Origin of the sequence: Xanthomonas sp. F10 (assembly GCF_014206815.1) — a bacterium.
GTDB classification, from domain to species: Bacteria; Pseudomonadota; Gammaproteobacteria; order Xanthomonadales; family Xanthomonadaceae; genus Xanthomonas_A; species Xanthomonas_A indica.
Map to the genome: position 1 here is coordinate 1,605,312 of NZ_JACHNP010000001.1, position 24,608 is coordinate 1,629,919.

General features: G+C 70.1%; 22 protein-coding genes. 3 read left to right on the forward strand and 19 right to left on the reverse strand.

The window, feature by feature from the left end; all coding sequences use genetic code 11:
• Nucleotide 1: 1 nt before the first annotated feature.
• The 4 genes from uvrC to kdsB are packed head-to-tail and all read right to left on the reverse strand — an operon-like array spanning nt 2 to nt 4,543.
• Complete coding sequence (uvrC, locus tag FHR56_RS07115; RefSeq protein ID WP_160947383.1) at nt 2–1,861, reverse strand: excinuclease ABC subunit UvrC; 1,860 nt, start codon at nt 1,859–1,861, stop codon at nt 2–4.
• Entirely contained in the window at nt 1,858–3,279 is a 1,422-nt protein-coding gene (locus FHR56_RS07120; protein WP_160947382.1) for a hypothetical protein, read from the reverse strand. Before FHR56_RS07120 ends, uvrC begins: the two co-directional genes overlap by 4 nt.
• Complete coding sequence (locus FHR56_RS07125; RefSeq protein ID WP_160947381.1) at nt 3,276–3,764, reverse strand: low molecular weight protein-tyrosine-phosphatase; 489 nt, start codon at nt 3,762–3,764, stop codon at nt 3,276–3,278. The genes FHR56_RS07120 and FHR56_RS07125 overlap by 4 nt, the downstream gene beginning before the upstream one ends.
• Nucleotides 3,761–4,543, reverse strand: coding sequence for a 3-deoxy-manno-octulosonate cytidylyltransferase (gene kdsB / locus FHR56_RS07130; protein ID WP_160947380.1), 783 nt, complete (start codon nt 4,541–4,543; stop codon nt 3,761–3,763). The genes FHR56_RS07125 and kdsB overlap by 4 nt, the downstream gene beginning before the upstream one ends.
• 211 nt (nt 4,544–4,754) lie before the next feature.
• Here kdsB and FHR56_RS07135 point away from each other — a divergent pair, with 211 nt between their 5' ends.
• Nucleotides 4,755–6,956, forward strand: coding sequence for a TonB-dependent siderophore receptor (locus tag FHR56_RS07135; RefSeq protein WP_237473263.1), 2,202 nt, complete (start codon nt 4,755–4,757; stop codon nt 6,954–6,956).
• A 327-nt stretch (nt 6,957–7,283) separates the two neighbouring features.
• On the opposite strand, the gene lpxK is transcribed toward FHR56_RS07135, so the two are convergent.
• From lpxK to FHR56_RS07160, 5 genes are read right to left on the reverse strand one after another with little or no spacing between them, the layout of a single operon-like run.
• Entirely contained in the window at nt 7,284–8,318 is a 1,035-nt protein-coding gene (lpxK, locus tag FHR56_RS07140; RefSeq protein WP_160947379.1) for a tetraacyldisaccharide 4'-kinase, read from the reverse strand.
• Nucleotides 8,315–10,087 (reverse strand): lipid A export permease/ATP-binding protein MsbA, encoded by a 1,773-nt coding sequence (gene msbA, locus FHR56_RS07145; protein WP_184502451.1) that lies wholly within the window; start codon nt 10,085–10,087, stop codon nt 8,315–8,317. The genes lpxK and msbA overlap by 4 nt, the downstream gene beginning before the upstream one ends.
• On the reverse strand, nt 10,084–10,521 hold the full coding sequence (locus tag FHR56_RS07150) for a biopolymer transporter ExbD (protein WP_010342642.1): 438 nt from the start codon (nt 10,519–10,521) through the stop codon (nt 10,084–10,086). The genes msbA and FHR56_RS07150 overlap by 4 nt, the downstream gene beginning before the upstream one ends.
• 4 nt (nt 10,522–10,525) lie before the next feature.
• Complete coding sequence (locus FHR56_RS07155; RefSeq protein ID WP_160947378.1) at nt 10,526–11,194, reverse strand: MotA/TolQ/ExbB proton channel family protein; 669 nt, start codon at nt 11,192–11,194, stop codon at nt 10,526–10,528.
• Nucleotides 11,088–13,652 (reverse strand): DNA internalization-related competence protein ComEC/Rec2, encoded by a 2,565-nt coding sequence (locus FHR56_RS07160; protein ID WP_160947377.1) that lies wholly within the window; start codon nt 13,650–13,652, stop codon nt 11,088–11,090. The genes FHR56_RS07155 and FHR56_RS07160 overlap by 107 nt, the downstream gene beginning before the upstream one ends.
• A 256-nt stretch (nt 13,653–13,908) precedes the next feature.
• Between FHR56_RS07160 and FHR56_RS07165 the strand changes: the two genes are divergently transcribed.
• On the forward strand, nt 13,909–14,973 hold the full coding sequence (locus FHR56_RS07165) for an SDR family oxidoreductase (protein ID WP_160947376.1): 1,065 nt from the start codon (nt 13,909–13,911) through the stop codon (nt 14,971–14,973).
• Between the two features lie 822 nt (nt 14,974–15,795).
• On the opposite strand, the gene lolD is transcribed toward FHR56_RS07165, so the two are convergent.
• From lolD to FHR56_RS20580, 9 genes are all read right to left on the reverse strand, one after another.
• Entirely contained in the window at nt 15,796–16,524 is a 729-nt protein-coding gene (gene lolD, locus FHR56_RS07170) for a lipoprotein-releasing ABC transporter ATP-binding protein LolD (protein ID WP_184502452.1), read from the reverse strand.
• Nucleotides 16,525–16,540: 16 nt separating this feature from the next.
• The gene (locus FHR56_RS07175; protein WP_160947374.1) at nt 16,541–17,785 is read right to left on the reverse strand and encodes a lipoprotein-releasing ABC transporter permease subunit; all 1,245 of its coding nucleotides are present in this window, start codon (nt 17,783–17,785) and stop codon (nt 16,541–16,543) included.
• Between the two features lie 23 nt (nt 17,786–17,808).
• Nucleotides 17,809–18,261, reverse strand: a complete 453-nt coding sequence (locus FHR56_RS07180) for a hypothetical protein (protein ID WP_160947373.1) — start codon at nt 18,259–18,261, stop codon at nt 17,809–17,811.
• A complete protein-coding gene (locus FHR56_RS07185; protein ID WP_160947372.1) occupies nt 18,212–18,460 on the reverse strand; it encodes a succinate dehydrogenase assembly factor 2 in 249 nt (82 codons plus the stop codon). The genes FHR56_RS07180 and FHR56_RS07185 overlap by 50 nt, the downstream gene beginning before the upstream one ends.
• A gap of 127 nt (nt 18,461–18,587) precedes the next feature.
• Nucleotides 18,588–19,370, reverse strand: coding sequence for a succinate dehydrogenase iron-sulfur subunit (locus FHR56_RS07190; protein WP_010342653.1), 783 nt, complete (start codon nt 19,368–19,370; stop codon nt 18,588–18,590).
• Nucleotides 19,371–19,473: 103 nt separating this feature from the next.
• Nucleotides 19,474–21,264 carry a succinate dehydrogenase flavoprotein subunit gene (gene sdhA, locus FHR56_RS07195; RefSeq protein ID WP_010342654.1) on the reverse strand — a complete coding sequence of 597 codons (1,791 nt, stop codon included), beginning with the start codon at nt 21,262–21,264 and terminating at the stop codon, nt 19,474–19,476.
• Nucleotides 21,265–21,297: 33 nt separating this feature from the next.
• Nucleotides 21,298–21,684 carry a succinate dehydrogenase, hydrophobic membrane anchor protein gene (gene sdhD / locus FHR56_RS07200; protein ID WP_048488910.1) on the reverse strand — a complete coding sequence of 129 codons (387 nt, stop codon included), beginning with the start codon at nt 21,682–21,684 and terminating at the stop codon, nt 21,298–21,300.
• The gene (gene sdhC / locus FHR56_RS07205; RefSeq protein ID WP_010342656.1) at nt 21,681–22,073 is read right to left on the reverse strand and encodes a succinate dehydrogenase, cytochrome b556 subunit; all 393 of its coding nucleotides are present in this window, start codon (nt 22,071–22,073) and stop codon (nt 21,681–21,683) included. Before sdhC ends, sdhD begins: the two co-directional genes overlap by 4 nt.
• 60 nt (nt 22,074–22,133) lie before the next feature.
• On the reverse strand, nt 22,134–22,442 hold the full coding sequence (locus FHR56_RS20580) for a DUF1674 domain-containing protein (protein ID WP_237473251.1): 309 nt from the start codon (nt 22,440–22,442) through the stop codon (nt 22,134–22,136).
• On the opposite strand from FHR56_RS20580, the gene FHR56_RS07215 reads away from it, so the two are divergent.
• Nucleotides 22,344–23,216, forward strand: a complete 873-nt coding sequence (locus FHR56_RS07215; protein WP_160947370.1) for a folate-binding protein YgfZ — start codon at nt 22,344–22,346, stop codon at nt 23,214–23,216. The two genes, FHR56_RS20580 and FHR56_RS07215, sit on opposite strands and share 99 nt — an antisense overlap.
• A gap of 25 nt (nt 23,217–23,241) precedes the next feature.
• On the opposite strand, the gene ugpC is transcribed toward FHR56_RS07215, so the two are convergent.
• Nucleotides 23,242–24,366: a sn-glycerol-3-phosphate ABC transporter ATP-binding protein UgpC gene (ugpC, locus tag FHR56_RS07220; RefSeq protein WP_160947369.1), complete on the reverse strand. Its 1,125-nt coding sequence runs from the start codon at nt 24,364–24,366 to the stop codon at nt 23,242–23,244.
• Nucleotides 24,367–24,608: the final 242 nt, after the last annotated feature.

The window sequence follows — 24,608 nt, forward strand, 5'->3', positions numbered from 1 at the left end:
TCTACTCGCCTGCCGGATCGGGTACCGGCAGCCCGTGCAGGTTAGCGTAGATTCGTGCGGCCAGTGCGTCATTGATCCCTTCCACCCGCGCGATCTCGGCCTCGCCGGCGGCCTTGAGCCCGGCCAGTCCGCCGAAATGCTTGAGCAGGCTGGCGCGGCGCCGCGGGCCGATGCCGGGGATGTCCTCCAGCTTGCTGGTCATGCGCGCCTTCTGGCGGCGCCCGCGGTGGCCGGTGATGGCGAAACGGTGCGCCTCGTCGCGCACCTGCTGGATGAACTGCAGTGCCGGCGACGCCGCGCCCGGCCGCAGTTCGCGCCCGTCCGGCATCACCAGGGTCTCGTGGCCGGCGCGGCGCTCGGCGCCCTTGGCCACGCCGATCAGCAGCACCCCGTCCACGCCCAGGTCGGCGAGCGCACCCGTGGCCTGCGCCAACTGGCCGGCGCCACCGTCGATCAGCAGCACGTCCGGCAGCACCACGTCGCCCTTGCCCTCGCCTTCGGCGGCGCGACGGAAGCGGCGCTCGATCGCCTGGCGCATCGCCGCGTAATCGTCGCCCGGTTCGATGCCGCTGATGTTGTAGCGCCGGTACTGGCTGCGCACCGGGCCGCTGGCGTCGAACACCACGCACGAGGCCACCGTGGCCTCGCCCATGGTGTGGCTGATGTCGAAGCATTCCACCCGCTTGACCGGCTCGGCCAGGCCGAGCATCTCGCGCAGCGCCTCGCTGCGCGCATGCTGGGCGTTGCGGCTGGTCAGTTCGGTGACCAGGGTGGCCTGGGCGTTGCGGCTGGCCAGCTCCAGGTAGCCGGCGCGCTCGCCGCGCACGTTCCACTTCAACTGCACCTTGCGCTCGGCGGCCGAACTCAGCGCCGCCTCGATCAGCTCGGCGTCGGGGATCTCGCGGTCCAGCAGCACCTCGCGCGGCGGTGCGTGCTCGACGTAGTACTGCGACACGAACGCGCCCAGCACTTCGGCGGCGCTGTCCTCGCCGTTGGTCTTCGGGAAGAACGCGCGGGTACCGAGGTTGCGGCCGTCGCGGAACGCCAGCAGCAGCACGCAGGCATTGGCGCCCTGGGTGGCGCAGGCCAGTACGTCCAGGTCGGCGGCGCGGCCGTCCACGTATTGCCGGCTCTGCATGCTGCGCAGCGAGCCGAGCAGGTCGCGCAGGCGCGCGGCGCGCTCGAACTCCAGGCGTTCGCTGGCGGCCTGCATGGCCTGCACCAGTTCCTCGCCGAGCTGATCGCTGCGCCCTTCCAGGAACAGCGTGGAGCGGCGCACCGCCTCGGCGTACTCGTCGGCCGCCACCAGCGCCACGCACGGCGCGCTGCAGCGGCCGATCTGGTACTGCAGGCACGGCCGCGAACGGTTGCGGAACACGCTGTCCTCGCAGCTGCGCAGCTTGAACAGCTTGTGCATCAGGTTCAGCGTCTCGCGCACCGCGGTGACACCGGGATACGGGCCGAAGTAGCGCCCGGGCACCGCACGCGGGCCGCGATGCAGGGTGATCCGCGGCCATTCCTCGCGGGTCAGCAGCACGTACGGATAGCTCTTGTCGTCGCGCAACGACACGTTGTAGCGCGGCGACAGCGACTTGATCAGCTGGTTTTCCAGCAGCAGCGCCTCGCCCTCGCTGCGGGTGACGGTGACGTCCATGCGCGCCACCTGCGCCAGCATGGCCATGGTCCGCGCGTTCTTCGGCGAACCGCTGAAGTAGCTGGAGACGCGCTTGCGCAGCGCGCCGGCCTTGCCGACGTAGAGCAAGGTGTCGTCCGCGGCGTACATGCGGTAGACGCCGGGCGCGGTACTGAGATTGGCGGCAAAGGCCTTGCCGTCGAACGGCGGCGCTGCAGGAGTACTCATTCGCCGATCGCGACGTCGCGCAGTTCGCCGCTGGCGATGTCGTAGCGCAGCACCGCATGCGCGTCGGTCTCGGCGATCCACACCGTGCCGGCGCCCACCGCCAGCCCACCCGGGCCGTGCAGGCGCCGCGGCAAGGCCGCGGTGGACAGTTCGCCGCCGCCCAGGCGCAGGCTGCGCAGGCTGCCGTTGCCGCTGTCGGCGATCCACAGCAGCGGCGCGTCCGGGCTCAGCGCGATCGCCTGCGGGAACTGCAGGCGGGCGCGGCTGCGCGGCCCGTCCTCGTCGCCGAAATCCCACGGCCCCTGGCCGCCGAGCAGGGTCTGCACCAGGTCGCCGCGCAACTGCATCGAGCGCACCGCCGAGCCCAGCGCATCGCACACGTACAGCACCTGCTGCACCGCGGCCAGGCTGCACGGCTGCGCGAAGGCGGCCAGGTGGCCGCTGCCGTCGCGCAACTCCAGCGCGCCTGCGCCGGCCCGCCAGCGCAGGCTGCGGCTGCCCAGGTCGTAGCTCCAGATGCGGTTGTCACCGGCCATCGCCAGGTGCACCTGGTTGTCGGCGATCACCACGTCCTGCGGGTGGTTCAACGGCGCCAGCAGCGGTTGTTCCACCGGTCCTTCCACCGGCTCGCCGGCGCGGCCGTTGCCGCACAGGGTGTCGACCTGGCCAGTGAGCAGGTTGATTCGGCGCAGCGCATGGTTGCCGGTGTCGGCCACGTACAGCACGCCGCGCTCCAGGGCCAGCCCGCGCGGGCGGTGGAACGCCGCCTCGCCGATCGCGCCATCGATGAAGTCGGCGGTGCCGATGCCGAACTGGCGCAGCACGCGTCCGCTGGTGCTGCACTCGAGGATGCGGTGGTGGCCGCTGTCGGCGACGTACAGGCGGTCCTCGGCCAGCGCCAGGCCGGTCGGGAAGCGCAGCGGCAGGCGCGGCTCCGGGCGGGTCTCGCGGGCGTCGCGCAGGTCCTCGTCCAGCGGCAACGGCTGCCCGGCGCACAGCGCGTGCAGCGCCTTGTCCAGTTCCGCGCCGCCGATCCCGACCAGGCGCTCGCGCTCGACACCGCCGGCGTCGATCAGCACCAGGGTCGGCCAGGCCTGGATGCCGAAGCGCTGCCAGGCGGCCCAATCGGCATCGAGCAGGATCGGCGCGGACACGCCCTGGCTGCGCAGCAGCTTCAGCGCGCGCTGCGGCTCGCGCTCGCTGTCGAAGCGCGGCACCTGCACCACGATCACCTGCAGCCGTCCGGGATTGCGCGCCTGCCACTGGCCGAGTTCGGCCAAGCGCTGCGCGCACCACACCGAGGCGGCATTGACGAAGGCCAGCACCAGCGCCCTGCCCTGCAGATCGCGCAGGCGGATCGGCTCGGCGTTGAGCCAGGCGCCGGACGCGGGAAGTTCCAGGGCGGCGATGGAATTCATCGGCCGATTATGCCGGAGCCGAGGTCGACGGACAGTCGTGCCACGCTGCCGGCGGCCGCTTCGTCTACCAGTTGCCAGACCTGCTCGAACTGCGCGCTGCCGCCGGTGTACGGATCCGGGATCTCGCTCCGGCCTTGCACGCCGGCCCACGGCAGCCACAGCGCCACGCGCTCGCGCGCCGACGCCGGTGCGCGCTGCAGCACGTCGCGCAGGTTGGCCGCATCGGCGCACAGCAGCCAGTCGAATTCGGCAAAGTCGCGGTCGCGCAGTTGCCGCGCGCGCAGGCCGGCGATGTCCACGTCGTGGGCGGCGGCGCAGGCCACCGCGCGCCGGTCCGGCGGCTCGCCGCGATGCCAGTCGCCGGTGCCCGCCGAGTCGACCTGGACCAGCCCGGCCAGCGGCGAGCGCTGCAGGTGGTGGCGCAGCGCGCCCTCGGCCATCGGCGACCGGCAGATGTTGCCCAGGCACACCAGCAGCAGCTTCATGCCTGGCCGCCCTGCAGATAGGCCTCGGCGCGCGCCAGGTCCTCGGGCGTGTCCACGCCCGGCGGGAACGGCGCCGGCGACAGCGCCACCGCGATACGGAAGCCGGCTTCCAGCACCCGCAACTGTTCCAGCGACTCGATCCGCTCCAACTGCCCCGGCGGCATCGCCGCAAACCGGCGCAGGAAGCCGGCGCGATAGGCATAGATGCCGATATGCCGCAGCCACGGGCCGGGCAGCGGCAGCTGCGCCTGCGAGGCGGCGAAGGCGTCGCGGTGCCAGGGGATCGGCGCGCGGCTGAAGTACAGCGCATCGCCGTCGGCGCGGCGCACCAGCTTGACCACGTTGGGATCGAACAGGTGATCGGCCGCGTCCACCGGCGTGCCCAGGGTCGCCATCTCGGCGCCGCTGTCGGCCAGGGTCCGGGCCACCGCCACGATACCGGCGACCGGCGCGAACGGCTCGTCGCCCTGCAGGTTGACCACCAGGGTCGCGTCGTCCCAGCCGGCGATGTCGGCGCATTCGGCCAGGCGATCGGTGCCGGACGCGTGGTCGGTGGAGGTATGGGCCACGTGCACGCCGCCCAGGTCGGCCACCGCGGCGGCGATGCGCGCATCGTCGGCGGCCACCCACACCTGCTTGGCACCGGCGGCGAGCGCACGCCGGGCCACGTGGCGGATCAGCGGCTCGCCGCCGAGCGCACGCAAGGGCTTGCCCGGCAGCCGCGAGGCGGCATAACGGGCCGGGATGGCGACGACGAAGGACGGGACGGCGGCACTCATGCCGCCACCGCGCCGGCGGCGGGAACGTCGATGGCGGCGGCAGGCAGGTGCGGGAGCGGGGCGAATCCGGCCATGAATTGATCTTTCTCCGTCAATTATTGAGAATAGTTCGCATTCGCCATTTGACGACCGAACTGCCCCGGCACATGTGCCGCTGCGACAGCCTCTTGCGCGACGGCGTTGCCTCCCGCCCATTCTATAGACCCCACCGATGAACCTCCCTGCCCCCTCCTTCCGATCCGCTGCGCAGCTCCCTTCCGCCATCACGCGCCGCGCACTATGCCTGGCCATCGCCGCACTGCTTCTGCCAGCCGCGGCCAGCGCCGCCGAGGCCAGCATTGGCGCGGCCGATGCCCTGGCGACCGGCGACCGGCAACCCACCGAGTTGGAGAAACTGGATGTGGTCGCGCAGCGCAGCGACGGCTATACCCCGCCATCCAGCGCCACCGGCACCGGCCTGGTATTGAGCCCCCTGCAGACGCCGCAGTCAGTGAGCACGATCAGCCGCGAGCAGATGGACGATTTCGGCCTGGACAACGCCAACGCGGTACTGGCCCTGGCCACCGGCGTCAACGTGGAGAAGATCGAGACCGACCGCACCTACTACACCGCGCGCGGCTTCGACATCATCAATTTCCAGGTCGATGGACTGGGCCTGCCGTTCACCAACGGCGGCGCCGAGGGCGACCTGGACACGGCGATGTACGAGCGCGTGGAGGTGCTGCGCGGGGCCAACGGCCTGCTGTCCTCGACCGGCAACCCGTCGGCGACGATCAACTTCGTGCGCAAGCGCCCGACCCAGGACATGCAGGGAAGCGTCGGCGTCACCGCCGGCAGTTGGGACATGCGGCGGGTGGACGCAGACCTGTCGGGCAAGCTCAACCACAGCGGCAGCGTGCGCGGGCGCATCGTTGCCGCCGGCCAGGACGGCGACAGCTACCTGGACCGCTACTCGCTGAAGAAGCGCAGCGTCTACGGCATCGTCGAGGCCGACCTGAGCGACAGCACCCTGCTCAGCGTGGGCGCCAGCTACCAGAAGAACGAACCCCACGGCGGCATGTGGGGCGCCCTGCCCCTGTACTACAGCGACGGCAGCGCCACCCACTATGCACGCTCGACCAGCACCTCGGCCGATTGGTCGTACTGGAACAGCACCGACAAGCGCGCATTCGTGGAACTGCAGCAGGCGCTGGGTGGCGGCTGGCAGCTCAAGGCCGCGCTGAACTACCGCAAGCTGGAGTCGGCCGGCAACCTGTTCTACGCCTACGGCACGCCCGAGCGCGCCACCGGGCTGGGGCTGTACTCCTATCCTTCGCGCTACGTCAGCCACGAAACCCAGAAGTACGCCGACCTCTACGCCACTGGCCCGTTCGTGCTGGGTGGACGCGAGCACGAACTGGTGGCCGGGGTGAAGTGGGCCGGCATCGACGTCTCGCAGGTCTCCACCTACCCCGATTCCAGCGACACCAGCGCCTGGTTCGCCCTGCCCAGCCTGGAGAACTGGAGCGGCGACATCGCCCTGCCGGCGTTCACCACCGCGCCGACCGGCGCCGCGTTCGACATGATCCGCCGCAGCGCCTACGCCACTGCGCGCTGGAACCTGAGCGATGCGCTGAAGCTGATCACCGGCGTCAACCACACCCGGATCGAGAGCAGCGGCCAGAACTACGGCGTGCAGCACGTCTACGACGCCAGCAAGACCACCCCGTTCGTCGGCGCGGTGTACACCTTCGATCCGAACTACGCGCTGTACGCCAGCTATGCGGAGATCTTCAATCCGCAGACCGAACTGGACCGCAACCTGCGGGTGCTGGACCCGATCACCGGCAGCAACGCCGAACTCGGCATCAAGGGCCAGTGGCTGCAGCAGCGGGTCAATGCCTCGTTCGCCATTTTCCGCGCCAAGCAGGACAACACCGCCGAAGCCGATGCCTACGTCGGCACGCTGCAGACCTACAAGCCGGTGGACGCCACCTCCACCGGCTACGAGTTCGACATCGCCGGCCGGCTCGGCGAACACTGGCAACTCAATGCCGGCTACACCCAGCTGAGCCTCAAGGACGACGCCGGCAACAATGTGCGCACCTACGTGCCGCGCCGCACCTTCAAGCTCGCCAGCACCTATACCGTGCCGCAGTGGGAAGCGCTGAAGCTGGGCGCGACGCTGACCTGGCAAAGCGACATCTCCCGCGACCAGCAGGCCGTGGACACCAGCGGCAATGAAATTTTCACCCGACAGGACAGCTACGCGCTGCTCGGGCTGATGGCGCACTACGACTTCACCCCGCAGTTCAGCGCCACGCTCAACGTCTACAACGTCACCGACCGCAAGTACATCAACAGCCTGTACTGGGCGCAGGGCTACTACGGCGCCCCGCGCAACACCGCGCTGTCGCTGACCTACCGGTTCTAGCGCAGGCCGCTGGCGGAACGCGTCGCGCCGGGCCCCTGACGCGACGCGTGGTGCCGTCGCTGGTAATTGCGAAACGTGCGACGGCCGCTGGCGGAAGCGCGGTACGCGCGGACATCGGAACGCGCCGTCGGCGCGGCGCGACAGGTCGCGCGCCGCGCGCCGCTGCGTGCCGCGAGGACGCCGCTCATCACGGCGGAGAGTGTCTCGTAGGAGCGGCTTCAGCCGCGACGGGCCTTACCGGTAACGCCCCATCGCGGCTGAAGCCGCTCCTACGGCAGACGCTGGATCCGGCGCGACTGCGGCGGAAACAGCCGATGCGCGGCGCCGCTAGTCGCCCGACTCGTCCGCGCGGCCGCGCAGCTTGTCCAGCCGGTCCAGCAGGCCGATCCAGAACGCCGCCGGCAGTTCGGCGACCAGCGGCACGCTGAAGCACCAATCGTTGACGAAGGCGGCGCATTTGACCGCGTCCTTCTCGGTCATCAGCACCGGCAACTCGCTGCCGAAGGCCAAGTCCGCGGCGCGGTACTGGTGGTGGTCGGGAAAGGCGTGCGGGACCACGCCGATGCCGTGCGCTCGCAGCATGTCGAAGAAGCGCTGCGGGTGGGCGATGCCGGCGACGGCATGCACGCGCTGGCCGGCGAAGCTGCGCAGCGGCCGCGCACGGCCGCCGCGCAACGGCTGCGCGCTGTCGATGCGCAGGCGCATCGCCCATTCGCCGAAGCCGGCGTCGAGCGCGCCGCTGTCGCTGGCCTGGCCCAGGTTGATGACCCGGAAATCGCATTCGTTGCCGCGCGCCACCGGCTCGCGCAGCGGCCCGGCCGGCAGCAGGCGGCCGTTGCCGTAGCGGCGCTGGCCGTCCACCACCTCGATCTCGATGTCGCGCTGCAGACGGTAGTGCTGCAGGCCATCGTCGCAGACCACGATGTCGCAGCCGGCCTGCAGCAGCGCGCGCGCCGCGGCCACGCGGTCGCGGTCCACCCGCACCGGCACGCCGGTCTTGCGCGCGATCAGCACCGGCTCGTCGCCGCCCTGCTCGGCCGACGTGCCCGGCTCGATCCAGCGCGGTTCCTGCGGCTGGCTGCGGCCGTAGCCGCGGCTGGCCACGCCCGGGCTCCAGCCGGCGTCGCGCAGGCGCTGCACCAGGGCGATGGTCAGCGGCGTCTTGCCGGTGCCGCCCGCGGTGAGATTGCCCACCACCACCACCGGCGCGGCGATGCTGTGGCGCTTGCGCCAGCCGCGCCGGTACAGCGCACGGCGCAGCGCGATCGCCGCTGCGTACAGCGGGGTCAGCACGCGCGCGTGCAGCGGCGGCGCGCCCGTGCCGTACCAGTAGGCGGGGGTGTGTGGCCCGCGCTCGCTCATCCGAACTGCCTTTCGCGGAACTGCATGCTGTGCAGGTGCGCATACACCCCGCCCAGCGCCAGCAGCTCGTGGTGGGTGCCGCGCTCGACGATGCGGCCATGGTCCATCACCAGCACCTGGTCGGCGTGTTCGATGGTCGACAGGCGGTGGGCGATGACCAGCGTGGTGCGGTCGGGCATCAGCCGGTGCAGGGCGTCCTGCACCAGCCGTTCGGATTCGTTGTCCAACGCCGCGGTGGCCTCGTCGAGGATCAGGATCGGCGCGTCCTTGAGCATCGCGCGGGCGATCGCCAGGCGCTGGCGCTGACCGCCGGACAGGCGCCCGCCCTTGGCCCCGACCTGCGCCTGCACGCCCTCGGGCAGGTGCTCGACGAACTCCATCGCGTTGGCGTCGGCGATCGCCTGCTGCAGTTGCGCCGGGCCCGCCTCGCGCATCTCGCCATAGGCGACGTTCTCGGCGATGCTGCCGTCGAACAGCATCACCTGCTGGCCGACCAGGGCGATCTGCCGGCGCAGATCCTCCAGGCGGTACTCCTGCAGCGGATGGCCATCGAGCAGGATCAGCCCGGATTGCGGATCGTAGAAACGCGGGATCAGCTTGACCAGGCTGGACTTGCCGCTGCCGGAGCGGCCGACGATGGCGGTGACGGTGCCGGGTTCGGCGACGAAACTGACCTCGGCCAGCGCCGGCCGCGCCTGCCCCGGATAGGCGGCGGTGACCTCGCGGAACTCGATCCGGCCCTGCGCGCGCTCGATGCGGCGGCTGCCGCTGTCCTGTTCCTCCGGCGCGTCCAGCACCACGAACAGCCGCTGCGCCGAGGCGACGCCCCGCTGCAGCATGTTCTGCACGTTGGTGAGGTTCTTCAGCGCCGGGATGATCGCCATCATCGCGGTCATCAGCGAGACGAACTCGCCGGCGGTCAGGCGCCCGGCCAGGGCCTCGTGGCCGGCGATCAGCAGCAGTGCGGCCAGGCCGATCGCGCCCAGCAACTGCACCGCGGCCGAGGAGATGCCGCGGGTGGATTCGACCTTCATCGCCAGATGCAGGTTGGTGTCGGCCAGGTGCTGGTAGCGCTCCATCTCGCTGGCGCGCGCGCCGTAGACCTTGACCTCCTGGTTGCCGGACAGCGCCTGCTCGGCGGCCTGCATCAGTTCGGCGTTGCTCTCCTGGATGCGGTGGCTGACCCGGCGGTAGCGCTTGGCCACGCGGTCCATCACCCAGGCCAGCGGCGGCGCCACCAGCAGGATGGTGACGGTCACGGTCCAGCTGTACCACAGCATCACCGCCAGCGCGCCGACGATCTGCAGGGTCTGCTGCACCATCACCTTCATCGCGTCGACCGCGGCCTGCGCCACCTGCTCGCTGTCCGAGCCCAGCCGCACCAGCATCGAGGCCACCGGCTCGGCGTCGAAGCGGCTGCCCGGCAGGCGCAGGTACTTGTCCAGCACGTTGACCCGGAAATCGCGGGAGATGCTCCGCGCCGCGCGCCCCATCGACATGTCGGTGACGTAGCCGGCGATGCCGCGCAGCACGAACAGGCCGACGATCTGCAACGGCAGCCACATCGCCACCTCGCGATTGCGCGCGATGAAGGTCTCGTCGGTGATGGGCTTCATCAGCGCCAGGAAGCCGGAGCCGGCCAGCGCCTCCAGCAGCGCGCCGACCGCGGCGATCAGCAGCAGTCCGCGATAGCCGCCGGCATAGGACAACAGGCGGCGATAGGTCCGCCAGGGGGAATCCTGGACGGGCACGTCGGTAGGTACATTCACTTGGAGCTTCCGTCCCTGTTGACTTCGGGAGCAGTGGCGATGGCGATGCGGCGGAACCCGAGCTGGCCCAGCGCGTCCTGGGCGGTGACCACCGCCTGGTACGGCGTGCGCGCGTCGGCGCGCAGCAGTACCGGCTGCTCGCGGTCGTCGCCGGCGACCTGGGCGATGCTGCGCTTGACCGACTCCACGTCGGTGCGCAGCACTTCCTGGTCGTTGATGAAGTAATGCCCGTCGGCGTTGATCAGCACGCTCAGCGCACGCGCCGGCGGCGGCGCGTTGCGGTCGCTGGCATTGGGCAGCTGCAGTTGCAGCGTGGAACGGGCATCGAAGGTGGTGGTCACGACGAAGAAGATGATCAGCACCAGGATGACGTCGATCAAGGGCACCAGGTCGATATGCGGCTCGTCCTGGCCACGGTCGTCGCGGATCCGCACCGGCTCAGCCCTTGGCCGCCGCGGCGTTCGGCGCGGCGCCACGCGCCGGCGCGACCGGCGCCGCGGCACGGCCGTGGCCGTCCAGCGCGTCGGTCAGTGCGGTGGCTTCCTGCTCCATCTCGATCACGTAGCCGGCGATGCGGCCCTTGAAATGGCGATGGAAGATCAGCGCCGGTACCGCGATGATCATGCCGGTGGCGGTGCACACCAGCGCCTTGCCGATGCCGCCGGCGAGCTGGTTCACATCGCCCAGGCCATGGTCGAGGATGCCGAGGAACATCTGGATCATGCCGACCACGGTGCCGAGCAGGCCCAGCAGCGGCCCGGCCGAGGCGATCGTGCCCAACGCATTCAGGTAACGCTCCATGCGATGCACGACGTGCCGGCCGGTGTCCTCGATGCGCTCGCGCACGATCTCGCGCGGGCGGTTGCGCACGTCCAGGCCGGCGGCCAGCAGCGCGCCCAGCGGCGAATTGCGCCGCAGCGATTCGATGTGGGTGGGATCGAGCTTGCCGCGCGTGGCCCAGTTGCGCACTTCCTGGCCCAGTCCCGGCGGCAAGACCTCGCTACGGCGCAGGCTCCAGAACCGCTCCAGGACGATCGCCAGCGCGACCACGCCCAACAGCAGCAACGGCACCATCGGCCAGCCACCGGCCTTGACCAGTTCCCACACGTCGCAATCCTCCGGCACGCTCGGCCGTTCGTTCACTGGCCGATAGGATAGCAGCCGCCCGCGCCCGCTCCGCCGCATCCCACAGCCGCGCCCGCCAGGGCCGTCGCTCGCGCAGTTGCAGGCCGGCGCGCCCCAGCCACACGCGCAGCGCCCCGCCCTGCGGGGTACCGACGACTTCGGCCCCCGCCGCCTGCCAACGCGCCACCACGCCCGGATGCGGATGGCCGAAGCGATTGCCGTAGGCCGCCGAGACCAGCACCAGCCGCGCGCCGGTGGCGGCGACGAAGGCCGGCTGCGAGGAATGCGCGCTGCCATGATGCGGCGCCACCACCACGTCGGCGCGCAGCGCCTGCGGCGCCTCGCGCAGCAGCTTGCGCTCGACCACGTCGCCGATGTCGCCGGCCAGCAACAGCGCACCGTGCGCGGTCTCCACGCGCAGGACGCAACTGGACTCGTTGCGCAGATAGGGAAAGTGCGGCGTCGGATGCAGGAACCGGAAACGCACTCCATCCCACTCCCAGGCCTCGCCGGCCACGCAGGCCCGGCCCACCGGCAACGGCGCGCCGGCCGGCGCCTGGACCAGGCCGATCGGCAACGCCGCGCGCACCGCGGCCAGGCCGCCGGCGTGGTCGTTGTCGCCATGACTGATCACCGCGCGATCCAGCCGCGCCACGCCGAGCGCGTGCAGCGCCGGCACCACCACGCGCTCGCCGGCGTCATAGCCGTCCTCGACCGCCGGCCCAGTGTCGTACAGCACCTGGTGATGCGCGGTGCGCACCAGCAAGGACAGCCCCTGCCCCACGTCGAACATCACCAGATCGACCTCGCCCTGTCGCGGCCGCTCCAGCGGCGGCCACAGCAACGGCAGCCACAACAGCGCCGCCAGCGGCTTGCCCGGCACGGCGCGCGGCAGCAGCAGCCAGAACGCGCCCAGCAGGGCCAGCGGCAGCGCCCAGCCGCGCGCCTCCGGCAGCCAGTGCAACGCGAAGCGGCTTTCGCCCAGGGCGACGAACCACGGCCAGATCAGGTCGAAACAGGCGGCGGCCAGCCGCCACAGCCAGATGCCCGCGCCGGCATGCAGTGCCTCCAGCGCGGTGCCGAGCAGGGCCAGCGGCACCACCACCAGGCTCCACCACGGGATCGCCAGCAGATTGGCCAGCGGCCCGACCAGCGACGCCTGCCCGAACAGCATCGTGCTCACCGGCAGCAGGCCGACCGTGGCCACGCCCTGCGCGGTCAGGAAGCTGCGCAGCGTCTCGCGCCAGCCGCGACCGGCCTCGGGCATGCACCAGGCCAGCCAGGCGACACCGAGGAAGCTCAGCCAGAAGCCGGCCGAGAGCACCGCCAGCGGGTCGCAGAGCAGCATGGCGATCGCCGCCAGCGCCAACGCGTCGACCACCCGCACCGGCCGCCGCCACAGCCGCGCCGCGACCACCACCGCGATCATCAGGGCGGTGCGCACGGTCGGCAGGGCCATGCCCGACACCAGGGTGTAGCCGCCGGCGCCAAGCAGCGCCAGCGCGGCCGCGGCCTGGCGGCGCGGCCAATGGCGGCCCAGTTGCGGCCACAGCCGCCACAGGCCGCCGCCGAGCAAGGCGAAGGCGCCGGCCACCAGCCCGACGTGAAATCCGGAAATGGCGATGAGATGGGTCAGGCCGGCGGCACGCAGGATGCGCCAGTCGCGATCGTCCAGTCGCCGCGTATCGCCCAGCGCCAGTGCCTGCACGAAGCGCGCCGAGGCCTGCGGCACGGCCACGGCGATGCGCGCAGACATGTCCGCACGCCAGGCGTCAATGCCCTGCCCCGGCGCCAGTGGCGCTGCCGCATGCGGCGCCACCACGTAGCCGCTGGCGCTGATCCGCTGCGCCAGCGCATAGGCTTCGGCGTCGAAGCCGCCGGGATTGCTCAAGCCGCGCGGCGCGCGCAGGCGCACCTGCAGCTGCCAGCGCGCGCCGGCGCGCAGGGCGCTGCGCGGTCCGGCCTGATGCGTGCCGAAGTCGTCGTACCACGCCAGTTGCAGCAAACGCCCGCGCAACGGCACCGGCTGCGCCGCATCGGTATCCACGCGGAACAGGAAGCGGGTGCGCCGGGTCTCCGCCTGCGGCAGTTCCACCACCTGGCCACGGACGGTGACCACGCGCTTTTCCCAGTCAGCCGGCAACTGCCGCGCCAGCACCACGCCGGCGACCAGCGCCAGCCAGCCGGCGCCGATCGCGAACGCCCCCAGCCAGCGCCAGCGCGGCGCCGCCACGTACAGCGCCGCGCCGGCGAGCAGGATCGCCAGGGCCAGCGGCCAGGGCGGCAGGCGCGGCAACCACAGCGCGGCCAGCACGCCGGCGGCGAGGCTGGCGGCGACCGCAGCACCCAACGGCGCCAAGGCCGGCCAGATCGAGGCGCCAGCGCCAGTGTCAACGTCACCGGCGTCTCGGCGCGGCACGGCCTCTGCAGATCGGTGCATCTACTTGCCCTCCTTGGCATCGGCGAATTGCAACAGCAACACACGTCCGCGCCGACATACGCATCGCACTGCCATCGCGTTCGCCACGTCAGCGTCGCATCGCGGCTCGACGCGGGCCATCGGTCTACGCCGGGCGACTGCGTCAGAATTTGCCTAAGGCCCGGGCGCGCGCCGCGTCACAGTCCCGGCGAAGTTCGCCGCAGCTTCATCGGCGGGCGCCTATGGTGCGGTGCCCAACGTCGTAAGGAGCGCGCGCATGCGCAAGGGCATCGCACTGATCGTCGGAGTCACCGGCATCTCCGGCTACAACCTCGCCAACGTGCTGGTCGCCGACGGCTGGACGGTCTACGGGCTGGCACGCCGCCCGGTGCCGCAGGAAGGCGTGATCCCGGTGGCGGCCGATCTGCTCGACCGCGAGGCCACCGTGGCCGCACTGCGCGGGCTGCCGATCACCCACGTGTTCTTCTGCACCTGGACCCGACGCGACACCGAGAAGGAGAACGTCGCCGCCAACGGCGCGATGTTGCGGCATCTGTGCGAAGGCCTGGACGGTGCAGCGCTGCAGCACATGGCGCTGGTCACCGGCACCAAGCATTACCTCGGCTCGTTCGAGCACTACGGCAGCGGCAAGGCGGAGACGCCGTTCCGCGAGAGCGAGCCGCGGCAACCGGGCGAGAATTTCTACTACACGCTGGAAGACCTGCTGTTCGACGCCGCCGCGCGCCACGGCTTCGGCTGGAGCGTGCATCGCTCGCACACCATGATCGGCCAGGCCAACGGCAGCAACGCGATGAACATGGGCGTGACCCTGGCGGTGTATGCGACGCTGTGCAAGCACACCGGGCAGCCGTTCGTGTTCCCCGGTTCGCGCGCGCAGTGGGACAGCCTCACCGACCTCACCGACGCCGGCCTGCTCGGCCGCCAGCTGGCCTGGGCCGCGACCAATCCGGCCGCGCGCAACCAGGCCTTCAACACGGTCAACGGCGACGTGTTCCGCTGGCGCTGGATGTGGGGCGAGATCGCCGCGTTCTTCGGCCTGCCGCCGGCGCCCTATCCGGAGGCGCCGATGCCGCTGCAAGCGCGTCTGCAGGACACCGCGCCGGCCCTGTGGCGCGAGATCGCCGAGCGCAATGGGCTGGTACAGGCGGACGTGAACCAGCTCGCGTCATGGTGGCACACCGATGCCGACCTCGGCCGCGAGATCGAATGCGTCAACGACATGACCAAGAGCCGCGACCTGGGCTTCCTCGGCTACTACGACAGCCGCGCCTCGTTCCTGGAACTGTTCACGCGGCTGCGCGCGCAGCGGGTGATTCCCTGAGGCGCGCGGCTGGCTGAGGAGTCACCTCGGCAGCGGGAACGCGGCAATCCGAAGGGTTGCCGCCCTACGGCGCATGCGATGCGCTGCAGGACGGCCGCCGCTACAGGGACATCCGCGGCATTGCTGCGGCGACGTGTTTGCAGGGCTGCTGTGCGAGGGTTTCGGTGCCGACAGCAACGAGGGCCGGCGACGTGCCGACTCCGTTCGTCGCGGCTGAAGCCGCTCCTACGTGGGATGCACGTGTAGGAGCGGCTTCAGCCGCGACAGGCTCTACCGATGACGCACCGTCGCGACCGCAGCCGCTCCTATGAGGCAATGGTGTGTCTCGCCACATGGGGCGAAAGAAAGCGGTTAGATGTGCCTCGGAGTCACGCCCAGAAACGTACCGCAACGGCCAGGTTCGCGGCAGGGAGAGGTGGTTGCGGATCGCGCACTGAAGCGTCGCGTTCTCCGACTTGGCTCGTCGCGGCTGAAGCCGCTCCTACGGGGCGCTTGCGACCGAGGTGCTTCCGCCTGTCCGAGGCTCTTCGGCGTCGGCAGATGCAGTGAAGCCACTGCGGCTCGCTGCCTCGTTCGTCGCCCTGGCGTCGCTCCACCGCGCGGCGAAGCGGCGATGTGCACTGTGGGAGCGACCTCAGTCCCGACGCGCACTGCATCGGGTCGCAGGACACCGCTCTTGTCGTGACCGAGGGCGCCGTACAGCAAGCCAGGCTGTCACGCCCGGCCCCGCATGCAACAGGCTTCAGCGGCTCGCGACCTCAGGCCGCGAACCTGCCCGAGAACGTGCAAGGCGGCGGCACATGCGGCCGCCACCGCGCTCGCTCAAACGTCCGCAGGCGCCAGTTCGCGCAGCTTGCCCTGGTGCAGTTCCAGCACGCGGTCCAGCTTGCGCGCCAGGCTGCGGTCGTGGGTGACCAGGACCAGGCTGGTGCCCTGCGCGCGGTTGAGTTCGAGCATCAGCGCGAACACGTTGGCCGCGGTCTTGTCGTCGAGGTTGCCGGTCGGCTCGTCGCCGAGCACGCAGGCGGGGCGATTGACCAGGGCACGCGCCACCGCGGCACGCTGGCGTTCGCCGCCGGACAGTTCGCCCGGCTTGTGCTCCAGGCGATGGCCCAGCCCCACCGATTCCAGCAGCGCGCGTGCGCGCGCGTCGGCATCGGGCATCGCCGCGCCGCCCAGCAGCACCGGCATCATCACGTTTTCCAGCGCGGTGAACTCGGGCAGCAGGTGATGGAACTGGTACACGAAGCCCAGCGAGCGGTTGCGCAACTGTCCGCGCGCCGCGTCGGTCAGCGCCGACATGCGCTGCCCCGCCACGTAGACCTCGCCGGAGGTCGGCACGTCGAGGCCGCCGAGCAGGTGCAGCAAGGTGCTCTTGCCGGCACCGGACGCGCCGACGATGGCCACGGTCTCGCCGGCGGCCACGCTCAGCTCCAGCCCATCGAACACCGGCGTGCGCATCTTGCCTTCGGCGTAGGTCTTGGCCAGGCCTTCGGCGCGGATCGCCGCGTCCGCTTGTGGCTTCTGCATTCCCGACTCCCGATTCCCCATTCCCGATTCCCGGCCCTCATTCATAGCGCAGCGCCTCCGCCGGCTGCGTGCGCGCCGCGCGCCAGGCCGGGTACAGCGTGGCCAGGAAGCTCATCAGCAGCGCCACGATGGTGATCACCATGACGTCGTGCGGCTGCATGTCGGTGGGCAGGCCGGTGATGTAGTAGACGTCCTCGGGCAGCAGCTTGATGTTGAACACCGCCTCGATGGCGGCCAAGATCCGCTCCAGGTTGAGCGTCAGCACGATGCCGCCGATCACGCCGGCGACGGTGCCGATCACGCCGATCAGCGTGCCCTGCACCATGAACACCTGCATCACCCCGCCCGGGCTCAGCCCAAGGGTGCGCAGGATGGCGATGTCGGCCTGCTTGTCGGTCACCAGCATCACCTGCGAGGACACCAGGTTGAACGCGCCCATCGCGATGATCAGGGACAGCAGGATGCCCATCACCGTCTTTTCCATCTTCAGCGACTGGTACAGGTTGGCGTTCTCGCGGGTCCAGTCGCTGACCATGTACGGGCCGTGCAGGTTCAGCGCCAGGTCGCGCGCCACGTTCCAGGCCTGGTCCATGTCGTATAGCTTCAGGCGCACGCCGGTGACGCCGTCGCCCATGCGCAGCACCCGCTGCAGGTCCGGCATGCTGGTCACCGCCAGGCCGCGGTCGATCTCGTTGTAGCCGGCCTCGAAGATGCCGCTGACGGTGAAGCGCTTGTAGCGCGGCACCATGCCCATCGGGCTGGCCTGCGGCTCGCCGAGCATCACCACGACCTTGTCGCCGACGCCCACGCCCAGCCACAGCGCCAGTTCCTGGCCGAGCAGGATGTTGTACGAACCCGGGGTCAGGCTGTCGACCGAGCCCTGCTTCATCTTCTGCGCCAGCACCGAGACCTTGGCCTCTTCCTTGGGCAGGATGCCGCGGACGATCGCCGGCTGGTTGCGCTGGCCGGTCAGCAGCGCCTCTTCCTCGACGTAGGGCGCGGCGCCGGCGACGCGCTTGTCGCGCATGGCCACGTCCACCGCGTGCTGCCAGTCCTCCATCGGCGCGCCCTGCGCGCTGACCGTGGCGTGCGCCGCCATCTGCAGCAGGCGGTCGCGGATCTCCTTCTGGAAGCCGCTCATCACCGCCAGGGTGGTGATCAGCACGGTCACGCCCAGGGCGATGCCGAGGATCGAGGCCATGGAGATGAAGGAGATGAAATTATTGCGGCGCTTGGCGCGCAGATAGCGCAGGCCGATGGCCACGGGTAAGGGTTTGAACATGCGCAGCCACCATCCAGGGAGCGCTATGGTGCCATTTGCGGCGGCGCAGACGAAGCGGCATGGGCGGCAGCGGCCAGACGCAGTTCACGTCGTGCCGCCGGTGGCAGCGTGTCCGGCCACCACGCCAGGCGCTGGGTGCGCCCCTGCGCATCGCGCCAGCGCACGAACGCCAGCGGCCCGCGCCAGGCAACCTGCAGGTCGTTCACCGCCGCGCCGTCGACGCTGGGCGCACCGGCGCCGGCAGGAAGCACCAACGTGCGCGGCGCCCGCCCGGCCTCGCGGCGCAGCAGCCACGCCGCGTACAGCAGCGCCAGCAAGGCGGCCGGCCAGGCCAGGTGTGGCGGCAGGTCGGAACCGAGCAGCGACAGCGGCGCCAGCGCGCCGAGCAGGGTCAGCGCGGCCAGCAGCCAGCGCGAGGGGCGCCAGTCAAGCCGGCATGGCGCGGATGGAGGCGATGAGATCGGCGGCGCGTGCATCGGGACAGGCCTCGTAGCCCATGAACCAGCGCCACAACTTATCGTCCTCGCAATCGAGCAGGTATAGGAAAACCCCGCGCTCGTCTTCGGAAGCCTGCGCCCAGCGCCGGTCCAGGTAGCGGCCGAACAGCTGGTCCAGTTCGCGCATGCCGCGCCGGCAGCGCCAGCGCAGCTTCTTCAGTTCGGTGGTCTCGTCCATCGCATGCGCCCTTGCCTGGGGGCGGCGCCGCACGGCAGCCGCCGAAAACGAACGCGGCACCGAACCCGAAAGCCGGTGCCGCGCGGTCGGCGGGCAGGCCCGCCGCTTGGAACGTGCGCCGCTGCGATCAGGCGCGGCGCGCCATCATCAGCTTCTTGATCTCGGCGATGGCCAGCGCCGGGTTCAGCCCCTTCGGGCAGGTCCGCGCGCAGTTCATGATGGTGTGGCAGCGGTACAGCTTGAACGGATCTTCCAGATCATCCAGACGCGCACCGGTGTCCTCGTCGCGCGAGTCGATGATCCAGCGGTAGGCCTGCAGCAGGATCGCCGGACCCAGGTAACGCTCGCCGTTCCACCAGTAGCTCGGGCAGCTGGTCGAACAGCATGCGCACAGGATGCATTCGTACAGGCCATCGAGCTTCTTGCGGTCTTCCGGCGACTGCAGCCGCTCGCGATCCGGCGGCGGCGGGGTCTGGGTGCGGATCCACGGCTTGATCGAGGCGTACTGCGCGTAGAAATGGGTCAGGTCCGGCACCAGATCCTTGACCACACTCATGTGCGGCAGCGGGTAGATCGGCACTTCCTTCTTGCCGCAGTCGGCGATCGCCTTGGTGCAGGCCAGCGTATTGGTGCCGTCGATGTTCATCGCGCACGACCCGCAGATGCCCTCGCGGCACGAGCGGCGGAAGGTCAGGGTCGGGTCGATCTCGTTCTTGATCTTGATCAGCGCGTCCAACACCATCGGGCCGCACGCGTCCAGATCCACCTCGTAGGTGTCGGTCCGCGGGTTGCTGTCGTCGTCCGGATTCCACCGGTAGACCTTGAAGGTCCGCACATTCTTCGCGCCCTTGGCGGGAAAGTGCTTGCCCTTGCCGATCTTGGAATTCTTGGGGAGGGTGAACTCTGCCATGGCTTTAAAATCCGGGAATGGGGATTAGGGAGTGGGGAGGCGTTGAGAGCAGGAAGCGACGTGTTTCGAATCCCGAATCACCAATCCCCAATCCCGGCTTTGGTCAGTAAACGCGCGGCTTCGGCGGCACCACGTCCACGTCCTTGCTGAGCGTGTACATGTGCACCGGGCGGTAGTCGAAGCTGCACTGGCCCTTGTCGTCGACGGTGACCAGCGTGTGCTTCTGCCAGTTGACGTCGTCGCGGTCGGGGAAATCCTCGTGGGCGTGCGCGCCGCGGCTTTCCTTGCGCTGTTCGGCCGAGTTGATCGTCGCCACTGCGTTGAGCAGCAGGTTGTTCAGCTCGTAGGTCTCGATCAGGTCGGAATTCCACACCAGCGAGCGGTCGGAGACCTTGACGTCCTCGAAGCTGGCGAAGATGTCGGCCATCTTGTCCACGCCTTCCTTCAGCGTCTTGCTGGTGCGGAACACCGCCGCGTCGGACTGCATGGTGCGCTGCATCTTGTCGCGAATCACCGAGGTCGGGGTGCTGCCGTTGGCGTTGCGCAGCTTGTCCAGCAGGCCCAGCGCCTTGTCGCAGGCGTCGCCCGGCAGGCCCTTGTGCGGCGCGCCGGTCTTGATCGTCTCGGCGCAGCGGTTGGCCACCGCACGGCCGAACACCACCAGGTCGAGCAGCGAGTTGGAGCCCAGGCGGTTGGCGCCGTGCACCGACACGCAGGCGGCCTCGCCGATGGCGTACAGGCCCGGCACCACCGCATCGGGGTTGTCGCCGTCCTTGCGCACCACTTCGCCGTGGTAGTTGGTGGGGATGCCGCCCATGTTGTAGTGCACGGTCGGGATCACCGGGATCGGCTGCTTGTGCACGTCGACGCCGGCGAAGATGCGCGCGCTCTCGGCGATGCCGGGCAGCTTGTCGTCGATCACGCCCGGGCCGAGGTGGGTCAGGTCGAGCAGGATGTGGTCCTTGTGCTCGCCGACGCCGCGGCCTTCGCGGATCTCGATGGTCATCGAACGGGACACCACGTCGCGCGAGGCCAGATCCTTGTAGTGCGGGGCGTAGCGCTCCATGAAGCGCTCGCCGCTGCTGTTGCGCAGGATGCCGCCTTCGCCGCGCACGCCTTCGGTGATCAGGCAGCCGGCGCCGTAGATGCCGGTCGGGTGGAACTGCACGAACTCCATGTCCTGCATCGGCAGGCCGGCGCGCATCACCAGGCCGCCGCCGTCGCCGGTGCAGGTGTGCGCCGAGGTGGCGCTGAAGTAGGCGCGGCCGTAGCCGCCGGTGGCCAGCACCACGCCGTGGGCGCGGAACAGGTGCAGCGAGCCTTCGGCCATGTCCAGGGCGAGCACGCCGCGGCAGGCGCCTTCCTCGTCGAAGATCAGGTCGAGCGCGAAATACTCGATCATGAAGCGCGCGTTGTGCGCCAGCGACTGCTGGTACAGCGTGTGCAGCATGGCGTGGCCGGTGCGGTCGGCGGCGGCGCAGGTGCGCTGCGCCGACGGGCCTTCGCCGTACTTGGTGGTCATGCCGCCGAACGGACGCTGGTAGATCTTGCCGTCCTCGGTGCGGCTGAACGGCACGCCGTAGTGCTCCAGCTCGATGATCGCCGGGATCGCCTCGCGGCACATGTACTCGATGGCGTCCTGGTCGCCCAGCCAGTCCGACCCCTTGATGGTGTCGTAGAAGTGGTAGCGCCAGTCGTCCTCGCCCATGTTGCCGAGCGCGGCGGAGATGCCGCCCTGCGCGGCCACGGTGTGCGAACGGGTCGGGAAGACCTTGGTCAGGCAGACCGTCTGCAGGCCCTTCTGGGCCAGGCCGAAGGTCGCGCGCAGGCCGGCGCCGCCGGCGCCGACCACGACCATGTCGTACTTGTGTTCGGTGATCTTGTAAGCGGACATCGAAATGTGGTTCCTAGAGGGGGCGCCGATGGATCAGGCGATGCCCAGCGCGATGCGCGCCACGGCGAAGATGCTGACGATGGCGCCGAGCACGGCGACGAAGCGCACGATGGTCTGCGCGGCCAGGGCCAGCAGCGAGGTGTGCACGTAGTCTTCCAGCACCACCTGCATGCCGAGCTGGGCATGCCAGAACGCGGCGATCAGGAAGCCGACCAGCAGGATCGCGTTCCACGGCTTGGCCACGGCCTCGGTGGCGGCGACATAGTCCGAGCCGAGCAGGCTCAGCACGAAGATCAGGAACCAGATCGACAGCGGCACCAGCGCGGTGGCGGTCAGGCGCTGCACCACGAAATGCTCGGTGCCGGTCTTGGCCGCGCCCAGGCCGCGGACGTTCTTCAACGGAGTGCGATAGCGGCTCATGCGGTGGCTCCCAGCAGCACGTAGGCCCACACGGCGGCGGTCAGCACGAAGCTGAGCACGACCGACAGCCAGCCGATGGTGACGAAGGCGCGGACGGCGTAGCCCTGGCCGAAATCCTGCAGGATGTGGCGCAGGCCGCCGAACAGATGGAAGGCGAAGCACCAGGTCCAGCCGAACAGGAACACCTGGCCATACCAGGCGCCGGCGATGTCGCGGAAGAGATTCCAGGAGGCGGGGCCGAGCATCAGGGCCAACAGGCCGGCGGCGATGATCAGGGCACCGATCGACAGCACGATGCCGGTGGCCCGATTCAGGATCGAGGTCACCATCTGGATCTGCCAGCGATAGACCTGCAGATGCGGGGAAAGAGGACGTTCGCGCGTAGCCATTCGCTGGGCTCGTTGTCTCGGCTGGGCGGCGTGCTTAAGGCCGCGTTGGCTCAAAGCTGCTCAAAAATCGATGCAGCGTCCGTTTTTCTCCCAGTCGCCGTAGCGCGTCGGCTCGAGGCCGCCGCGCCCGCCGATCTCCCGCGGCGCAGGCTCGGTCTGCGGAGGGGTCTCCTCGGCGGGCCGCTGCGTTTCGGGATCGGACTCGGGTGTGGGGGTTGGTTGGCCTATCATGCGGGTCTCACAACTCGTCAATTTTAGTCCTCCCCTCTCGTGCCTGACAACCTGAATCTCGATTCCGGCGGTTTTTCCGCTTTGCCACACCTGCAATACGTCGCCTTGCGCGGTCCGGATGCAGTGGCCTTCGCCCATGCGCAGTTCGCCAACGACGTGCAGGCGCTGGCCGCGGGCCAATGGCAGTGGAACGCCTGGCTCACCGCCAAGGGCCGGGTGATCGCGGTGTTCGCACTGCTGCGCCAGGCCGACGACGCCTTGCTGATGCTGCTGCCCGACGGCGGCGCCGAGGACGTGGCGGCAGCACTGGGCCGCTTCGTGTTCCGGCGCAAGCTGCGCATCACCGTCGAGGACACGCTGTTAGCTTTGGGTCGCCTGAGCCTACCGGAGCAGGCCCGGGGCGCGACGTCGGCGCGCGATGAGGCCGGCGTGATCGAACTGGACATGGGCGGCGACGGCCTGCCGCGTACGCTGCACTTGGTGCCCGCGCCAGCGTCGGATATGCCGGCCGCCGACCCGGCAGTGGTGGAGGCCTGGCGCGCGGCCGACCTGCGCCTGGGCCTGGTGCGGCTGGCGCCGAGCCAGCGCGAACAGTGGACGCCGCAGCAACTGGGCCTGGACCGGCTGCATGCCTTCAGCGTCAAGAAAGGCTGCTACCCCGGCCAGGAAATCGTCGCCCGCACCCACTTCCTGGGCAAGGCCAAGCGCGCCGTGCAGTTGCTGGAAACAGAGGCCGCGGTCGCGATCGACGCGGCGGTGCTGCGCGACGGCCAGCCGTTCGGCAGCGTGGTCAGCGTCGCCGGCACCCTGGCACTGGCGGTGCTGCCGCTGGACGAGACGCCACCGGCGGGACTGGACGTCGACGGCCATCCCGCACGTTGGCAGCCCCTGATCGACGGCCTGGCGCGCTGAGCGCGCGCCGTAACGCAGCTTTTGCTTACGGCTGTTGCGAATCCCCAATCCCCAATCCCGGATCCCGCGCCTCCAGGCGCACCCCACTCTCGGCATCGAAGAAGTGCAGCGCGTCGCCGCGCACCGCCACCCGCAGGCGCTCGCCCAGGCCCGGCAGCGCGCGCGGCGCCACCCGCATCACCAGCGGCTGCGCGCCGTGGCTGAGATTGACGAAGATTTCGTTGCCGACCGGCTCGATCACCTCGATGGTCGCCTCGAAGCCGCCCTGCGCGTCGTCGCTGGGCTGCAGGTGTTCCGGCCGCACGCCGACCGCCAGTTCGCGGCCCAGCCACTGCGGCGCCAGCTGCGCGCCCGGCAGCGGCACCCGGCCGCCGTCCTGCAATTGCAACTGCAAGCCGCCCTCGTCGACCAGCCGCCCGCGCAGCACGTTCATCGCCGGGCTGCCGAGGAAGCCGGCCACGAACAGGTTGGCCGGGCGGTCGTACAGCGCCATCGGCGTGTCGATCTGCTGGATCACCCCGTCCTTGAGCACGACGATGCGCTGGCCCAGGGTCATCGCCTCGACCTGGTCGTGGGTGACGTAGATCATGGTGGTGCCGAGCTTGCGGTGCAGCTGCGCGATCTCGGTGCGCACCGAATGGCGCAGCTTGGCGTCCAGGTTGGACAGCGGCTCGTCGAGCAGGAACACCGCCGGCTCGCGCACCAGCGCGCGGCCCAGCGCCACGCGCTGGCGTTGGCCGCCGGACATGGCGCGCGGCAGCTTGTCCAGCATCGGGGTCAGGCCCAGGGTGTCGGCGGCGGCGGCCACGCGCTGGCGGATGACCTCCTTGCTCTCGCCGCGCAGCTTGAGTCCGAACGCCAGGTTCTCGGCCACGGTCATGTGCGGGTACAGCGCATAGCTCTGGAACACCATGGCGATGTCGCGGTCCTTCGGCGCGACCTCGTTGACCACACGCTCGCCGATGCGCAGCTCGCCGCCGCTGATCTCCTCCAGGCCGGCGATCATCCGCAGCAGCGTGGACTTGCCGCAGCCCGAAGGCCCGACCAGCACCATCAGTTCGCCGTCGGCCACTTCGAAGCTGGCCCCGTGCACGGCGACCTGGCCGTTGTCGTAGACCTTGCGGATGTTGTCCAGTTGTACTTTCGCCATGTATCCGGTTTCCGGCAGTGAGGAACGGGCTGCCGCCGGTCCCTCCCGAAGGCAGTGCATACGAATGCGGGTCGCATCGTGCCAGCGCGCAGGCAACAATGGATCGCGATGCGGTATTCTGCCATGTAACCGTTTTCACGGGGCAACATCGAGCCTGGGAGGGCACGCAATGCGATCCGCCGCCAGCCGCCGATCCGGCGCGCCGTCGTTATCCGGCCTGCAGCATGAGGCATTGGAGAGGT

What these genes read in the sequence shown, in the direction of transcription:
- uvrC (WP_160947383.1), bottom strand. Translation starts at nt 1,861, where the DNA reads ATGAGTACTCCTGCAGCGCCGCCGTTCGACGGCAAGGCCTTTGCCGCC.
- FHR56_RS07120 (WP_160947382.1), bottom strand. Translation starts at nt 3,279, where the DNA reads ATGAATTCCATCGCCGCCCTGGAACTTCCCGCGTCCGGCGCCTGGCTC.
- FHR56_RS07125 (WP_160947381.1), bottom strand. Translation starts at nt 3,764, where the DNA reads ATGAAGCTGCTGCTGGTGTGCCTGGGCAACATCTGCCGGTCGCCGATG.
- kdsB (WP_160947380.1), bottom strand. Translation starts at nt 4,543, where the DNA reads ATGAGTGCCGCCGTCCCGTCCTTCGTCGTCGCCATCCCGGCCCGTTAT.
- FHR56_RS07135 (WP_237473263.1), top strand. Translation starts at nt 4,755, where the DNA reads ATGAACCTCCCTGCCCCCTCCTTCCGATCCGCTGCGCAGCTCCCTTCC.
- lpxK (WP_160947379.1), bottom strand. Translation starts at nt 8,318, where the DNA reads ATGAGCGAGCGCGGGCCACACACCCCCGCCTACTGGTACGGCACGGGC.
- FHR56_RS07160 (WP_160947377.1), bottom strand. Translation starts at nt 13,652, where the DNA reads ATGCACCGATCTGCAGAGGCCGTGCCGCGCCGAGACGCCGGTGACGTT.
- FHR56_RS07165 (WP_160947376.1), top strand. Translation starts at nt 13,909, where the DNA reads ATGCGCAAGGGCATCGCACTGATCGTCGGAGTCACCGGCATCTCCGGC.
- lolD (WP_184502452.1), bottom strand. Translation starts at nt 16,524, where the DNA reads ATGGGGAATCGGGAGTCGGGAATGCAGAAGCCACAAGCGGACGCGGCG.
- FHR56_RS07175 (WP_160947374.1), bottom strand. Translation starts at nt 17,785, where the DNA reads ATGTTCAAACCCTTACCCGTGGCCATCGGCCTGCGCTATCTGCGCGCC.
- FHR56_RS07180 (WP_160947373.1), bottom strand. Translation starts at nt 18,261, where the DNA reads ATGCACGCGCCGCCGATCTCATCGCCTCCATCCGCGCCATGCCGGCTT.
- FHR56_RS07185 (WP_160947372.1), bottom strand. Translation starts at nt 18,460, where the DNA reads ATGGACGAGACCACCGAACTGAAGAAGCTGCGCTGGCGCTGCCGGCGC.
- FHR56_RS07190 (WP_010342653.1), bottom strand. Translation starts at nt 19,370, where the DNA reads ATGGCAGAGTTCACCCTCCCCAAGAATTCCAAGATCGGCAAGGGCAAG.
- sdhA (WP_010342654.1), bottom strand. Translation starts at nt 21,264, where the DNA reads ATGTCCGCTTACAAGATCACCGAACACAAGTACGACATGGTCGTGGTC.
- sdhD (WP_048488910.1), bottom strand. Translation starts at nt 21,684, where the DNA reads ATGAGCCGCTATCGCACTCCGTTGAAGAACGTCCGCGGCCTGGGCGCG.
- sdhC (WP_010342656.1), bottom strand. Translation starts at nt 22,073, where the DNA reads ATGGCTACGCGCGAACGTCCTCTTTCCCCGCATCTGCAGGTCTATCGC.
- FHR56_RS20580 (WP_237473251.1), bottom strand. Translation starts at nt 22,442, where the DNA reads ATGGGCGAAGGCCACTGCATCCGGACCGCGCAAGGCGACGTATTGCAG.
- ugpC (WP_160947369.1), bottom strand. Translation starts at nt 24,366, where the DNA reads ATGGCGAAAGTACAACTGGACAACATCCGCAAGGTCTACGACAACGGC.